Origin of the sequence: Streptomyces sp. HPF1205, assembly GCF_020400825.1 — a bacterium.
Lineage (GTDB): Bacteria > Actinomycetota > Actinomycetes > Streptomycetales > Streptomycetaceae > Actinacidiphila.
On sequence record NZ_JAINVH010000003.1, the window covers coordinates 51,506 to 66,448 of the forward strand.

Sequence of the window (14,943 nt, forward strand, 5' to 3'; positions counted from 1 at the left end):
GTCCGGGGGCCCGGCGACCCCCGTGGGCCCGGCGGTGGTCAGTGGGTCACGAGCCGTCCCGCCTTCCACACCGCGGCCGTGAGGGGCACACCGGGACGGTAGGCGAGGTGGACGTGGCTCGGGGCGTCCAGGAGCAGCAGGTCGGCGCGCGCGCCCGGGGTGATCGTACCGATGTCGGTACGGCGCAGGGCGCGCGCGCCGCCGTATGTCGCGGCGTGGACGGCCTCGTCCGGGGTCATCCCCATCTCGCGGACGGCGACGGCGATGCAGAAGGGCATCGCGGTGGTGAACGACGAGCCCGGGTTGCAGTCGGTGGACAGCGCGACGGTGGCGCCGGCGTCGAGCAGGCGGCGGGCGTCGGGATAGGCGGCGCGGGTGGAGAACTCCGCGCCCGGCAGCAGGGTGGCGACCGTGTCGGGGGCGTTCGCCAGCGCGTCCACGTCCTGATCGCTGAGGTGGGTGCAGTGGTCGGCGGAGGCCGCGCCGAGCTCGACGGCCAGTTGGACGCCGGGGCCGAAGGTGAGCTGATTGGCGTGGACACGCGGGGTCAGGCCGCGCGCGAGCCCGGCGCCGAGCACGGCACGGGCCTGGTCGCCGTCGAAGGCCCCCCGTTCGCAGAAGACGTCGATCCAGCGGGCGTACGGGGCGCAGGCGTCCAGCATCTCCCCGGTGACCAGGTCCACGTAGCCCGCCGCGTCGTCGGTGTCGGCGAACTCGGGGGCGACGACGTGGGCTCCCAGATAGGTGACCTCGTCGGTGTGCTCGGCGGCGATCCGCACGGCGCGGGCCTCGTCATGGGTCGTCAGGCCGTAGCCGGACTTGGTCTCAAGAGTGGTGGTGCCCTGCCGGAGCGCCTCGGCGGTGAACCGGGCGACGTTCGCGGACAGTTCCGCGTCGGTGGCGGCGCGGGTGGCGGCGACCGTCGTGCGGATGCCGCCGGCGCTGTAGGCCCGGCCGGCCATGCGGGCGGCGAACTCGGCGGTGCGGTCACCGGCGAAGACCAGGTGGGAGTGGGAGTCCACGAAGCCCGGCAGCATGGCCCGGCCCGCCGCGTCGACGCGATTGTCAGTGGGGGGTGCTTTGCTGGAGACACCGACCCAGGCGATGCGGTGGCCGTCGACGACGACAGCCGCGTCCTGGATCAGGCCGAGTCGATCGCGGGGGTCACCGGGGCCGCCGCCGGAGCCGGAGAGGGAGGGATCGTTGGTGACCAGACTGCTGATGTTGGTGATGAGCGTGCTGGCCGTCATGGCCGGGTCTCTCCTGCCTGTGGTCGCTGGGGTCGCCCGGCCGGCCGGCCGGCGGGCCGTCAGGGGGCCGCGTCCGGCCGGGATCAGCCGCGGGTCGCGGCGATCGCCCTGGCCAGGGCGGCGGGCACGTCGTCGACCAGCAGGTGCTGTCCGTCCCGGACGATCTGCCGGCCGCCGACCACGGTGTGCCGGACGTCCGCCGCTGTCGCGGCGAATACGGCGGTCTCGGCGCCCAGCCGCGGCACGGGGCCCGCGGTGCGCACCGAGTCCAGCGCGATCGTGGTGAAGTCGGCGAGCGCGCCCGTCTCCAGCCGGCCCGCGTCGGGCCAGCCGAGGCAGGCGTGGCCGTCCTCGGAAGCGGCCCGCAGCAGTTGGGACGCCGTCCAGTGGCCGCGCACGCGGCTGCGCAGCCGCTCGTCGAGTTCCAGGGCGCGCGCCTCCTCCAGCAGGTCGATCACCGCGTGGCTGTCGCTGCCCAGGCTCAACGGCGATCCGGCCCGGCGCAGTTGGGGCGCAGGACCGATGCCGTCGGCGAGGTCCCGCTCGGTGGTGGGACACACGCAGACGGTGGCTCCCGCGCCGCCGAGCAGCGCGATGTCCTCCCCGGTGAGGTGCGTGGCGTGCACGGCGGTGGTGCCGCGGCCCCAGAAGCCGGAGTCGGCGAGCAGGCGGGCGGGGGTGCGGCCGTGCACCGCGACGCAGGCCTCGTTCTCGGCGGGCTGCTCGGACAGGTGGACGTGGGTGGGCACGTCCTGGGTGCGGTGCCGGAAGGTGGCGTAGCTGTCCCGGTCGGAGAAGGCCCGCACCGAGTGCAGGGCGGCGCCGATCCTGACCGTCTCACCGCCTTTGAGCCGGGACCACCGGTCGTACCAGCGGTCGGCGGTGCCGTCGCCGAACCGCACCTGGGCGCCCTCCAGCGGCCGGTAGCCGCCGCGGATCAGGCCGCCGTGCAGGTAGGCGGTGTCGAGCAGGGTGATGCGGATGCCCGCCTCGCCCGCGGCGGCGATCAGCGCCTCGCCCATGGCGTTGGGGTTCTCGTACGGGGTGCCGTCGATCTGGTGGTGCAGGTAGTGGAACTCGCCGACGCAGGTGATGCCGGCCAGTGCCATCTCGGCGTAGACGGCTCGGGCGAGGTCGAAATACGAATCGGGGGTGAGGTGGAAGGCGACGGAGTACATGATGTCGCGCCAGGTCCAGAAGGTGCCGGAGCCGACCTGGACGGTGCCGCGCAGCGCCCGGTGGAAGGCGTGGCTGTGGGCGTTGGCCAGGCCCGGCAGGGTGAGGCCGCGCAGCGCGGTCGCGCCCGGGGGCGGGCCGGCGGCGCCGGTGCGGACCGCGGTGATCCGGCCGTCGGCGACGGTCAGGACGACGTCCGGCTCGACGTGGGTGCCGAGCCAGGCGTGCTCCAGCCAGTAGGTCAACTGCACGCGAGACCTTCCAGTACGTCGGCGAGCGCGGTCACCCCGGCGAGGCAGTCGTCCTCGGCCGCCGATTCCGCCGGGGAGTGCGAGACGCCGGTGGGATTGCGTACGAACAGCATGGCGGTCGGCACGGCCGCGGACAGGATTCCGGCGTCGTGTCCCGCTCCCGTGGGCAGGACCGGCACCGGGCGGTCCGCGCCGGCCAGGGCGGCGATCCGGTCGCGCAGGTCGTGCGCGAACTCGACCACCGGGGTGAAGGACTCCCTGGTGACGGTGACGTCGACGCCGTCGCGGGCGCCGCGTTCCCGGGCGGCCTGTTTGATGGCGGCGACGACTTCGGTGAGGACGGCCTCGTCGGCGGCGCGCGAGTCGAGCCAGCCGCGGACCACGGAGGCGATGGCGTTGACGCCGTTGGGTTCGACGCGGACCTTGCCGAAGGTGGCCAGCGCACCGGCCAGCCGGGCCTTCTTGCGCGCGGCGAGCACGGTGGTGGCGTAGGTGAGCATGGGGTCGCGGCGGTCCTCCAGGCGGGTGGTGCCCGCGTGGTTGGCCTCGCCCCGGAAGTCGAAGCGCCAGCGGCCGTGCGGCCAGATGGCGGAGGCCACCCCGACCGGGCGGCCGGCCAGGTCGAGGGCGCGGCCCTGTTCCACGTGCAGTTCGACGAAGGCGCCGATCCGGGCGAGGCGTTCGGGGTCGGCACCGATGGCCTCGGGGTCGTGGCCGGCGTGCTCCATGGCCCGGGCGAGGGTCACGCCGTCGGCGTCGCGAAGGGCGCGGGCGCGGTCGGGGTCGAGTTGGCCCGCCGTCAGCCGGGAGCCGGCGCAGGCGAGTCCGAACCTGGCGCCCTCCTCGTCGCCGAAGTTCACCACGGCCAGCGGCTTGCGCGGGGCGGCACCCCGGGCCCGCAGTTCGTCGAGCGCGGCGAAGGAGGAGACGACGCCGAGCGGACCGTCGAAGGCGCCGCCGTCGGGCACCGAGTCCAGATGCGACCCGGTGACCACGGCGTCCCGCCCCGAGGGATCGCCGAGCCAGGCCCACTGGTTGCCGTTGCGGTCCACCTCGTAGGCCAGCCCGCGGGCCCCGGCCTCGGCCCGGAACCATTCGCGGCACTCGGCGTCGGCCCCGGTCCAGGCGTAACGGCGGTAGCCACCGGTCGCGGAGTGCCGGCCGAGCGGGAGGAAATCGCGCCACATGCGCTGGAAAGCGGCGTGGCCGCCCTCGGCGCGCGCGGGACCGGAAGCCGATTCGGACGCCGCCGATACGGACGCCGCCGATACGGACGCCCCCGCCGGACCGGGCTCTCCCGGGCCGGACGCCCCCACGCGCGATCCGAGGCCCGACTCCCCCGCCGGGCCGGACTCCCCCACTCCGGACGCCGCCCGGCCGGGTTCTCCTGCCGCGTCCGACGCTCCCGCCGCCCGGCCGGACTCGGGGGCCCCGGAAAGGGGCTGGCCGGACGCGGCCGGGTGGGCGGTCACCGGGAGCCCTCGGCAGCCGGACCGCCGGCGGCACTGCCCCTGTCGGAGTGCGCGGTGGAATCGCCGCCGGCAGTCCCGGCTGAGTCGCCACCGGAATTCCCGGCGGAGCCCTCCCGCATCGGAACCCGGACCCCGCGGTCGGCGGCGACCTCCTCCGCGCGGTCGTAGCCGGCGTCGACGTGGCGGATGACGCCCATGCCCGGGTCGTTGGTGAGGACCCGCCGGATCTTCTCGGCGGCGAGCGGGGTGCCGTCGGCCACCGTGACCTGGCCGGCGTGGATGGAACGGCCGATTCCGACGCCGCCGCCGTGGTGGATGGACACCCAGGACGCGCCGGAGGCGACGTTGACCATGGCGTTGAGCAGCGGCCAGTCGGCGATCGCGTCGGAGCCGTCGAGCATCCCCTCCGTCTCGCGGTACGGGGAGGCGACCGAGCCGCAGTCCAGGTGGTCGCGGCCGATCACGACGGGCGCCTTGAGGGTGCCGTCGGCGACCATCTCGTTGAAGCGCTCGCCCGCGCGGTCGCGTTCGCCGTAGCCGAGCCAGCAGATGCGGGCCGGCAGCCCCTGGAAGTGGACCCGCTCACCGGCCAGCCGGATCCAGCGGGCCAGCGACTCGTTCTCCGGGAAGAGGTCGAGGATCGCGCGGTCGGTCGCGGCGATGTCGGCGGGGTCGCCGGACAGGGCGGCCCAGCGGAAGGGGCCCTTGCCCTCGCAGAACAGCGGGCGGATGTAGGCGGGGACGAAGCCGGGGAAGGCGAACGCCCGCTCGTAGCCGGCCAGCCGGGCCTCGCCGCGGATGGAGTTGCCGTAGTCGAAGACCTCGGCGCCGGCGTCCTGGAAGCCGACCATCGCCTCGACGTGCCGGGCCATGGACTGCCGGGCGCGCTCGGTGAACTCGGCGGGCTTGTCCGCCGCGTACGCGGCCATGTCGGCGAAGTCGACGCCGAGCGGCAGGTAGGCCAGCGGGTCGTGGGCCGAGGTCTGGTCGGTGACGATGTCGATGGGCGCGTCCATGGCCAGCAGCCGCGGGACGAGGTCGGCCGCGTTGCCCAGGACGCCGATCGACAGCGGGCGGCGGGCGTCGCGGGCCTCGGTCGCCAGTCGCAGGGCGTGGTCGAGGGAATCGGCCCGCACGTCGAGGTAGCGGTGCTCGATGCGCCGTTCGATGGCCCGCGGGTCGCAGTCGACGCACAGGGCCACGCCGCCGTTCATGGTGACGGCGAGGGGCTGGGCGCCGCCCATGCCGCCGAGTCCCGCGGTGAGGGTGATCGTTCCGGCCAGCGAGCCGCCGAACCTCTTGGCGGCGACCGCGGCGAAGGTCTCGTACGTGCCCTGAAGGATGCCCTGGGTGCCGATGTAGATCCACGACCCGGCGGTCATCTGCCCGTACATGGTCAGGCCGAGCGCCTCAAGGCGGCGGAACTCCTCCCAGGTGGCCCAGTCGCCGACCAGGTTGGAGTTGGCGATGAGCACGCGGGGCGCCCACTCGTGGGTGCGCATCACGCCGACCGGGCGGCCGGACTGGACCAGCATCGTCTCGTCCTGCCGCAGTCCGCGCAGGGTGCGCACCATGGCGTCGAAGGACGTCCAGTCGCGGGCGGCCTTGCCGGTGCCGCCGTACACCACGAGCTTGTCGGGGTGCTCGGCCACCTCCGGGTCGAGGTTGTTCTGCAGCATGCGCAGCGCGGCTTCCTGCTGCCACCCCTGAGCGCTCAGTTCCGTACCGCGCGGCGCGCGTACGGGCCTGGGTCCCGTCATCGGTCGGGCCTCCTCGTCGACTGCGGGTGTAGTGCGTTTCATTCATACCCTGTCTATCTGAATAAACCTAGTCAACAAGTGGACGCGGGGGCGCGCTGCGGCCGCCGGGTTGTCCTTTGTGCGAGTGGCAGGCCCCGGCGGCCCGGTGATGGGATGGCCGTCATGACGCATGAGCTGGGGATACGGCGGAGCCACGCGCTGCGTGCGGCGGTCGGGCAGGAGCTGGTCTCACCGGGCCGACCGGTCGTCGGGCTGCTGGACATCGAGGGCGTCACCCGGTCCGTGGCCGCCCTGAAGGCCGCTTTCGCCACGCCGGGCGTCGCCGTGACCCACACCTTCGCGGTGAAGGCCGCCTCGCTCGTCCCCGTGCTGGCGCTGCTCGGCGAGTACGGTCTGGGCGCGGAGGTGGCCAGCCCCGGTGAGCTGGCCCTGGCGCTGGCGGCCGGCATCCCCGCCGACCGCATCGTGCTGGACTCGCCGGCCAAGACCACCGCCGAGCTGCGCGAGGCGCTGGCCCTCGGCATCGCCGTCAACGCCGACAACCCGCAGGAGCTGGCCCGTATCGACGCCTTGCGCGCCGAGCGCCCCTCGTCCGCCGCGCCCGTGGGCCTGCGGGTCAACCCGCAGGTCGGCGCGGGCAGTATCGGCGCCATGAGCACGGCCACGGCGACGTCCAAGTTCGGCGTGGCGCTGCGCGACCCGGGCGCCGAGGAGTGGGTGCTGCGCGCCTACCGGGAGCGGCCGTGGATGGACCGCCTGCACACCCACACGGGCTCCCAGGGCGTGCCGACGAAGCTGATGGCGGCCGGCGTCCGGGCCGCGTACGAGCTGGCCGAGCGGGTGAACGCCGCCGCCGGCCGCCGCCAGATCACCGTGCTCGACATAGGCGGCGGCCTGCCGGTCAACTTCGACTCCGACGAGACCAGCCCCTCCTTCGCCGAGTACGCGGACCTGCTGCGCGCCGAGGTCCCAGGGCTGTTCGACGGCCGCTACGGGCTGGTCACCGAGTTCGGCCGCTCCCTGCTGGCCAAGAACGGCACCGTGCTCGCCCGCGTGGAGTACGCCAAGTCGGCGGGCGGCCGGCCCATCGCGGTCACCCACGCCGGCGCCCAGGTGGCCACCCGTACCGTGTTCGTGCCCGACGCCTGGCCGCTGCGGGTCCTCGCACTGGACGCCGAGGGCCGCGAGAAGGACGGCGAGCCCGTCGTCCAGGACGTGGCGGGGCCCTGCTGCTTCGCCGGCGACCTGGTCGCGCGGGCCCGCCCGCTGCCCCTGCTCGCCCCCGGCGACCACGTCGCCCTCCTCGACACCGGCGCGTACTACTTCTCCACGCACTTCGCCTACAACTCGCTGCCCCGCCCGGCCGTCCACGGCTACACCGTCGGCCCGGGCGGCGAGGTCGCCTTCTCCCCGGTCCGCGCCGCCCAGACCCAGGCCGAACTGCTCGCCGAGAGCGGCGCCGGCCTGCCCCCGCTGACGGCGCCGCCACTACCCGCGCCGCCGCAGGGCCAGGGCCGCGGGCAGGAGGCCGACCGGCATTCCGGCCAGGAGTTCGACCACGATCGCCGCTGAGGCGGCGGGCGCCGCCAAGGACGCGGGCCGTCGTAAAGGCAGCGGGCCGCCGTAAAGGCGTCGACAGCCGCTGTCCGCCGCCAAGGAGGCGATCCGCCGCTAAGGACGCGGGCCGTTCGCCGGGTTGCCGGCTGTGGCGTCGGCAGGCGCATCGGCGGCGGGTGCCAGGGGCCGGCGCCGGGCGAGGAAGGGGCCGCTGTGCCGGAGCAACAGCCGGGCGCCGCCCAGGGTTGCGTTCTGAAAGACGACGGCCTTGCGTCCGGTCAGGACGCGGCCCGTGGGCCTCTCGTCGGCGTCGAGGAATTGGACGAAGCCGCGCCTGCGCCCGACGCTGACGCACTCGTGGACGCGGCGGGGCCGGAAGGGCCTGGGCTCCCGTCCGGCCAGGCGGGCGGCGATGATGTCCGCGACCTGCGGACCGGCGGAGCCGCCGGCCGGGCGGCCCGTCGGGAGTTCGGGGCCCCGCCGGCCGGGGACGGCGGCGGCGTCGCCTATGACGTAGACGCCCGGATGCGACACCGACTGGAGTGTGGCGTCCACCAGCGCCCGGCCCCGGTCGTCAACCGCGAGGCCGCTTGCGCGCGCAAGCGCGGGGACGCGGTACCCGCCGGCCCACAGGCACAGGTCGAACGGCACGCGCTCGCCCGTGTCCAGCACCAGCCCGCCGGCCTCGACCCGCCGCACCAGGGCGCCGGTCCGGACGGCGACGCCAAGGTCGCCTAAGGCGCGCTGCACGTACGACCGCGCCTTCGGCGACATCCGCCCGTCCAGCCGCGAGCCGCCGACGAGGGCGACGCCGAGGGCGGGGAAGCGTTCCGCCACCTCGCCCGCGATCTCGATCCCGGTCGGCCCGGCGCCGCAGACGACGACCCGCCCGCCCCCACCGGCGACGGTCATCTCGCGCAGCACCGCGCCCACCCGCGCGGCCTCGCCGGGGTCGGTCAGGCTCCACGCGCACTCGGCCGCGCCCGGCACGCCCTCGTCGTCGACGGTGCTCCCCTGCGCGTGGACGAGGGTGTCGTACGACAGCGAGCGCGCCTGGCCGCCACGCGCGACCACGACCTTCCGCACCGCCGGGTCGAGTCCGGTGACCGAGCCGATCACCAGCCGGACCCCGCTTCCCCCGAGGTACTCCTCCACCGGCGTGACCGGTATTCGCTGCCCGGTCGCGATCCGGGGCAGCCGCGGACGCTCCACGAAGTCCGGGGAGGCCAGCACCAGCGTGACCGTGACCTCCTCCCGCCGCACCTGACGGGCGAGCCGCTTGGCCGCGGGCAGTCCCGCGCCACCACCGCCCAGCACCACCACATGGTGTGTCATGACCGACTCCGATTCCCCGTGACGATGTCCGGTGACGATTTCACGGGACGATGTCCCGTGGTCCGATGCCTCTGCTCTCTCGAACGCCCCCTCGGGGAGGTCCGGAGGGCGGACGCATGGCAGGAATCCTCGGGGACGGCGCGTCCCGGCCGACACCCGGGTGACCATCGCCGACGTACCCCTGGTTGCCGATTCGCCCGAGTACGCCCGGTACGGGGGTCGCCGGCGCCTCGCGAAGCACGGCGCCGGACGCCGCGAGTGCTCCGGATGCCCATTCCGTCCGGAGTTCTTAACGAAAATCTGAGAAAGCCGCAGTAGCCTCCCTCCCGACTTCGGCGGTGTCGCACACGGCGACGACAGGAGGAGGGAGCGGGACGTGGCGCGCGAGGCCTACACACTGGCACGGGTGGCGGTGACGGTACGGACGGCGGCCTGCTGGCTGTGGTGGCTGGGAGTCGTCGCCGCGGCCGGCGGGACCGCCGTCACCTTCAGCCCGCTCGGGCGCAGGATCGGCGCCATGGCGGGTGCGGCGCTGTTCGTGGTCGCGGCGGTCGCGGCGTTCCTGGCCGGTCGGCGCAAGTACGACCAGCGTGCCCAGGCCGCCTCCCGGGCCGCGAAGACCGTGTTCCTGCAGGACCGGAAGGTCACCGCCCGGGCCTGGGTACGCGCCCGGCGGTGGTGGCTGGTACTGGCCTTCGTGCTGGCCGCCGGGTCCTCGGCGGGCCTGCCCTGCGCCGGCGGCATGCTCCTGGCGGGCGCCGGAGCGGGGCTGTGGGCGAAGTCGCGCCGCCTGGCCCGCATCGAGCGCGCCCACGAGGCCCTGCTGTGGGTCCGCCCGGACAGCGACAGGTCCACCTACCAGCTCACCGGCATCGCGGCGGGCGACGCGGCACCTGGCGGCGGCCCGCGCAGGCGCTGGTAACCGACGCCAAGTGCCGCGAGCGCGGGCGAGCTCCCGGGCGGGCGGACGGCAGACGGCAGACGGCAGACGGCGGCACACGGTCCGGCAACGGCACAAGGCGTCCGGCCGCGCACGGACCGGCAACCGCACCAGGCGCGCCCAGCACCCAGCGCCCCGCGCCACCCGACTGCCCGCCTGCCCGCCGGGCCCGCCCGCCCGCGCGTCACTCCGCGAACAGCCCGCGCGCCGCCGCCTGGGCGTCGAAGTCCTCCAGTCGCGCCTGGGCGTCCGGCAGGGCGTCGCACATCGACTCCAGCAGGACGCGGCCGAGCAGCATGGGAGCGCAGGCGGTGTCGAACGCGAGGCCGGTGCCCACGGCCGCGGGCAGCAGGATGTCGCTGTGCGCGGCCACCGGGGCGAAGGCGCTGTCGGCGACGGTGACGACCGTCAGGCCCGCCTGCCGGGCGTACGCAAGGGCGTCCACCACCTCGCGGGGGTGCCGGGGCAGGGCGAAGCACAGCAGTGCCCGGGCCCCGGCGCGGGCCGCGGCGTCGACCCGGTCGACGAGCATCGAGCCGCCCTCGTCGAGAAGGCGCACGTCCGGGTGGACCTTCGCCGCGAAGTACGCGAACCCGCGGGCCTGCGCCCCGGCCGCGCGAAGCCCCAGCACCGGCAGCGGACGCGACCCGGCCAGTACCAGCCCCGCCCTGACCACCGGCTCGGGGTCGGCCAGCAGGGCGGCCAGGTGCCGCAGGTTCCCGATCTCGGCGTGGACGGCCTGCTGGTACTCGTTGTACGCGGCCTCGTCCGGCACGGCCCGCTCGGGCGCGACCTCGCGCAGGTGCCTGCGCAGCGCCGGGTAACCGTCGAACCCGAGGGCCACCGCGAACCGTGTCACCGACGGCTGGCTGACCCCCGCGAGGTCCGCCACCTCCACGCTGGACAGGAACGGCGCCTCGGCCGCCCTGCGGACCAGGCAGTGCGCGATCCGCCGCTGGGTCGGCGTCAGCCGGTGCGCCTCGAACAGCTTCAGCAGCCGCGCCGCCGCTGCCGCCTCCCCCACCGCCGCGGCACCCGCCGCGACGCCGCCCCCGGCCCCCGTACCTCCGCCCGCGGCCACCGTGCGCTGCCCGGCCGCCATCTCGCCGGCCGCCATCTCGCCGCTCCCCGCTGCCGCCCCGTGCCCGGCGGCGGCGCCCCGCTCGCCTTCCACGTCCGCGCTCGTCATCGCCGCCATCCCCGTTCCCGTACTCCCTTACTCCCGTGCTCCGTGCTCCCGCGGCCGCGTGTCCCATGTGGCCCACGTGTTCCCGGGTACTCCCGGCCGGCCGGGGTCGCGCCCCCTCGGCTATTCAGTCGGACATGACTCTGCATGACCGTATGCAGAGCCGCAACCCGGGAAGGCCAAGGGCCGGGCGGGTGGTCGCCCACCCGCCCGGCCCGCGGCCGCGGGGGCCGGGCACGAACGCTCGCTCAGCGGCGCCGGATCCTGTCGCCCGCTTCCGGCCCCAGCGCCCCCTCGCCGCCCGTCGCGGCCGAGCCCGCCACGACGCGCGAGTGCGCCGCCCGGTCGGCGTGGCCCGGCCACCAGGCCGCGTGGCCGATGAGCGCGGTGAGGCTCGGCGTGAAGAACATCGCCATCACGAAGGCGGCGATCACGATGCCGAACGCGACGGTGAAGCCCATCTGCAGCAGGAAGGAGTTGCCGGACAGCATCAGGGTGCCGAAGGTCGCCGCCAGGATGAAGCCGGCCGCGCCGATCGTCGGTCCGGCGTGGCGCAGCGCCTCGGCCGCCGCCTCACGCGGCTCGCGGCCCTCGCGGGCCTCCTCCCGCAGCCGGGCGATCATCAGGATGTTGTAGTCCGTGCCGATGGCGACGACGAACAGGTACATGATGATCGGCAGCAGGAAGATCAGGCCGTCGCCGCGTCCGAACAGCAGCACGGTGGTGCCCAGGGTCGCGCCGAAGCCGAGGCCGACGGACGCGATGAGGTACCAGGGCGCGACCACGCTGCGCAGCAGCAGCCCCAGAATGATCATGATGAGGACCGCGGCGACCGGGAACACCGTGCGGTAGTCGTGGTCCACGGCCGCGTTGATGTCCTTGTAGACCGACGAGGTGCCGCCGACCAGGGCCTGCGTGCCGGGCGGCGCGCTGTCGTGGGCGAGGGTGCGGATACCGCCCACGGCCGAGATGGCCTTGTCGCTGGACGCCTCGTACTTCAGCGTCACCGTGTAGTTCGCGGTGGTGCGCGCCTTGTTGAGGTCCTTGGCCGGATCGAAGGCGACGTCGGACACGCCGTCGGCCTTGCGCAGCGTGTCTGCGTACCCGCTGAGGTCGACACCGGTCAGCGGCTTGCCGTCCTTGCTGCTGAGGTAGACGTCGGTCGGCTCGGCCGCGCCCGCGGAGTACGCCTTCTGCATGGTGTCCTGGACGACCATCGACTCCTTGGTCTTGGGGATGGAGCCCGAGGCCAGGTCGTAGGACGCCTTGTAGCCGAAGGTGCCGAGGGCCAGCAGCAGCATGACCAGGCCGGAGACGATCGCGACCAGCGCGGGCTTGCGGCCCAGCAGCCGGCCGACGGCCGCGTACCGGGTGCCCGGGGGCTCCTCGCGCCACTTCTTGCCCGGCCAGAACAAGGCGCGCGGCGGGATCAGCGAGCACAGCGCCGGGAACAGGGTGAGGCCGGCGACCAGGGTGACCGCGACCAGGATCGCCAGGGCGGGGCCGAGCTGGGTCAGGAAGCCCAGGGTGGACAGCGCCAGCGCGCAGAAGGCGATGATGACCGCGCCGGCCGCCGAGGCGATGGCCTCGCCGACCCTGGCGACGCTGTTGATCATGGCCTGTTTCGGTTCGTCACCGGCCCGCAGCCGTTCCCGGTAGCGGAACATCAGGAACAGGAAGTAGTCGGTTCCGACGCCGAGCACGACCACGATCAGCAGCGCCTGGATCGAGCTGTTGGCCTGCAGCCCGAAGATCTTGGTGGCGTCGGCGATCAGGGCGTTGGCGACGGTGAAGACCACGCCGATCAGCAGCACCAGCGGCATGATCGCGACCAGTGGCGAGCGGAAGATGATCGACAGGGTGACGATGATGATCAGCAGGGAGCCGAACAGCGCCACCGCGTCGGAGGTCTTGCCCGCGTCCTGCTGGTCGAGGTTCTGCGCGGCCTGACCGCCGACCTGGACCTTCAGGTGGGTCCCCTTGGCCAGGTCGGCGGAGTCGGCGCGCAGCGCCTTGGCCGCGTCGGCCTGCTTCGGCTGACCCTGCGTCTTCTTGTTCATCTGGACCAGGGCGGTGAGGTACCTGTGGTCCTTGGACTCCGAGCCCGGCACGACCCGCTGCACCTGGTCGATGCCCTTCGTGCCCAGCGCGGTGGTGATCCGGCCGATGTCGGCCTTGTCCTGGCCGGTCAGCACGGCGTGGTCGGCGCGCTGGTAGAGCACGATCGCGGCCGGGGTGAAGGCCTGGGGAAAGGCCTTCTCCTGCAGGTTCATCGCCTTGATCGACTCGTAGCTGGACGGCAGGAAGCTGCTCTCGTCGCTGTTGGACGGCAGTCCCGGGGCGGTGGCGACGATCGCGACGGCGGCGATCAGCCATGCCACGAGGGTCCAGACGGGATGGCGGACGACGGTGCGTCCTATGTGGTGGAACATGCGGTGCTGCCTCCGTGGCAGGTGGTATCACCGCCACCCTCTGGAGCGGTCACAGGGCATCGGCGACCCGGGCGGGACGGTCCGCCCGGTGATTACGGTGTGGGAGGTGTCAGCCAGGTAGCTTACTTGCCGCCCGACAAGCAGCAAGCTCACGGGGGACCCCTGGCCCCATACGTGTACCGATGTCACACCGGGGGCAGCAACCTCTTTTGCGGCTTGCCCATCGCGTTGCGCGGCAGCTCGGCCAGGAACCGCACGGTCCGCGGCCGCTTGTGGACCGACAGCCGCGCGGCCACGAAGTCGGTCAGATCCTGCCCGCTCACCCCGTCGGCGACGACATAGGCGACGATCCGCTGCCCGAGGTCGGGGTCCGCCGCCCCCACGACGGCCGCCTCGCGCACCGCGGGGTGGGCCAGGAGCGCGTTCTCCACCTCGCCGGCGCCGATCCGGTAGCCGCCGGACTTGATCAGGTCGGTCGAGGCCCGGCCGACGATCCGGTGGGTGCCGTCCGCGTCCATGGCCGCGATGTCGCCGGTACGGAACCAGCCGTCGTCGGTGTACGAGGCCGCGGTCGCCTCGGGCCGGCCCAGGTAGCCGTCGAAGAGAGTGGGCCCCTGGACCTGCAGCTCGCCGATGCCGTCGGCGGACTCGGCGACGCGCGTGGTGACGCCGTGCAGCGCGGTGCCCACGGCGCCGGGCGCGCGCGGCCCGTCGGCGCGTGCGCTGACGGTGATCAGCGTCTCGGTCATGCCGTACCGCTCCACCGGCTGGTGCCCGGACAGGTCGCGCAGGCCCTCGAAGACCGGCGCCGGCAGCGGGGCGGAGCCGGAGACCAGCAGCCGTGCGCCGGACAGCGCCCGCGCGGCGGCCTCGTCGCGCACCACCCGGTGCCACACCGTCGGCACGCCGAAGTACAGGGTGCCGCCGGCCGCCGCGTACGCCTCGGGTGTCGGCCGGCCGGTGTGCACCAGACGGCTGCCGGTGCGCAGCGCGCCCAGCACGCCCAGCACCAGGCCGTGCACGTGGAACAGCGGCAGGCCGTGCACCAAGGTGTCCTCGGCGGTCCACTGCCAGGCGTCGGCCAGCGCGTCCAGGTCGGCCGCCATGGCCTCGCGAGTGATCACCACGCCCTTGGGCGCCCCCGTGGTGCCGGAGGTGTAGAGCACCAGTGCCGCGCCCCCGGCCGGGGCCCCGGCGAAGTCCGCCCGCTCGGCGAAGTCGACCGGCACCACCTCGGCGCCGGAGTCCTTCAGCACGTGCTCACGCTCGGCCGGCCCCGCGTCGGGCGGCAGCGGTACGACGGGTACGCCCGCGAGCAGCCCGCCCACGACGCCGGCCACCGTCTCCAGGGACGCCGTCGCCTCCACCGCGAAGGCCGCGAGCCCCGACACCCGCCTGGCGACCGCGCCCGCCGCGCCCAGCAGTTCCTCGTACGAACAGGTGCGCCCGGCCACCGTCAGCGCGTCGGCCCGGTCCTCCGTGCCCCTGGACAGAGCGGTGAGCACAGGTACCTCGGGCATGCGATCCTCCGTGGGTGCGCGGTCGTCCGGTCGCCGGAAGCCGGTCGGGCGAACGGCGGAACCC

The 14,943-nt window shown here is 74.4% G+C and carries 10 protein-coding genes; 2 read left to right on the plus strand and 8 right to left on the minus strand.

Annotation, left to right across the window (positions count from 1 at the left end):
- Positions 1–38: 38 nt before the first annotated feature.
- The 4 genes from hutI to hutU all read right to left on the minus strand — a co-directional run bounded on the left by hutI (position 39) and on the right by hutU (position 5,909).
- A complete protein-coding gene (hutI, locus tag K7G61_RS04325; RefSeq protein ID WP_225845247.1) occupies positions 39–1,250 on the minus strand; it encodes an imidazolonepropionase in 1,212 nt (403 codons plus the stop codon).
- Between the two features lie 83 nt (positions 1,251–1,333).
- A complete protein-coding gene (locus K7G61_RS04330; RefSeq protein WP_225845248.1) occupies positions 1,334–2,677 on the minus strand; it encodes a formimidoylglutamate deiminase in 1,344 nt (447 codons plus the stop codon).
- Positions 2,668–3,864: an allantoate amidohydrolase gene (locus K7G61_RS04335; RefSeq protein WP_225845249.1), complete on the minus strand. Its 1,197-nt coding sequence runs from the start codon at positions 3,862–3,864 to the stop codon at positions 2,668–2,670. The genes K7G61_RS04330 and K7G61_RS04335 overlap by 10 nt, the downstream gene beginning before the upstream one ends.
- A gap of 281 nt (positions 3,865–4,145) precedes the next feature.
- Entirely contained in the window at positions 4,146–5,909 is a 1,764-nt protein-coding gene (gene hutU / locus K7G61_RS04340; protein ID WP_225845250.1) for a urocanate hydratase, read from the minus strand.
- A 162-nt stretch (positions 5,910–6,071) separates the two neighbouring features.
- Here hutU and K7G61_RS04345 point away from each other — a divergent pair, with 162 nt between their 5' ends.
- On the plus strand, positions 6,072–7,481 hold the full coding sequence (locus K7G61_RS04345; RefSeq protein ID WP_225845251.1) for a diaminopimelate decarboxylase: 1,410 nt from the start codon (positions 6,072–6,074) through the stop codon (positions 7,479–7,481).
- Between the two features lie 99 nt (positions 7,482–7,580).
- On the opposite strand, the gene K7G61_RS04350 is transcribed toward K7G61_RS04345, so the two are convergent.
- The gene (locus K7G61_RS04350) at positions 7,581–8,801 is read right to left on the minus strand and encodes an NAD(P)/FAD-dependent oxidoreductase (RefSeq protein WP_225845252.1); all 1,221 of its coding nucleotides are present in this window, start codon (positions 8,799–8,801) and stop codon (positions 7,581–7,583) included.
- Positions 8,802–9,177: 376 nt separating this feature from the next.
- Here K7G61_RS04350 and K7G61_RS04355 point away from each other — a divergent pair, with 376 nt between their 5' ends.
- Entirely contained in the window at positions 9,178–9,723 is a 546-nt protein-coding gene (locus K7G61_RS04355) for a hypothetical protein (RefSeq protein WP_225845253.1), read from the plus strand.
- Between the two features lie 202 nt (positions 9,724–9,925).
- Here the strand turns inward: K7G61_RS04355 and K7G61_RS04360 are convergent, their stop codons facing one another.
- From K7G61_RS04360 to K7G61_RS04370, 3 genes are all read right to left on the minus strand, one after another.
- On the minus strand, positions 9,926–10,843 hold the full coding sequence (locus tag K7G61_RS04360) for a MurR/RpiR family transcriptional regulator (protein ID WP_225845554.1): 918 nt from the start codon (positions 10,841–10,843) through the stop codon (positions 9,926–9,928).
- Between the two features lie 332 nt (positions 10,844–11,175).
- Positions 11,176–13,359 carry an MMPL family transporter gene (locus K7G61_RS04365; protein WP_225845254.1) on the minus strand — a complete coding sequence of 728 codons (2,184 nt, stop codon included), beginning with the start codon at positions 13,357–13,359 and terminating at the stop codon, positions 11,176–11,178.
- A gap of 185 nt (positions 13,360–13,544) precedes the next feature.
- Positions 13,545–14,879 (minus strand): acyl-CoA synthetase, encoded by a 1,335-nt coding sequence (locus K7G61_RS04370; RefSeq protein ID WP_225845255.1) that lies wholly within the window; start codon positions 14,877–14,879, stop codon positions 13,545–13,547.
- Between the last annotated feature and the right edge of the window lie 64 nt (positions 14,880–14,943).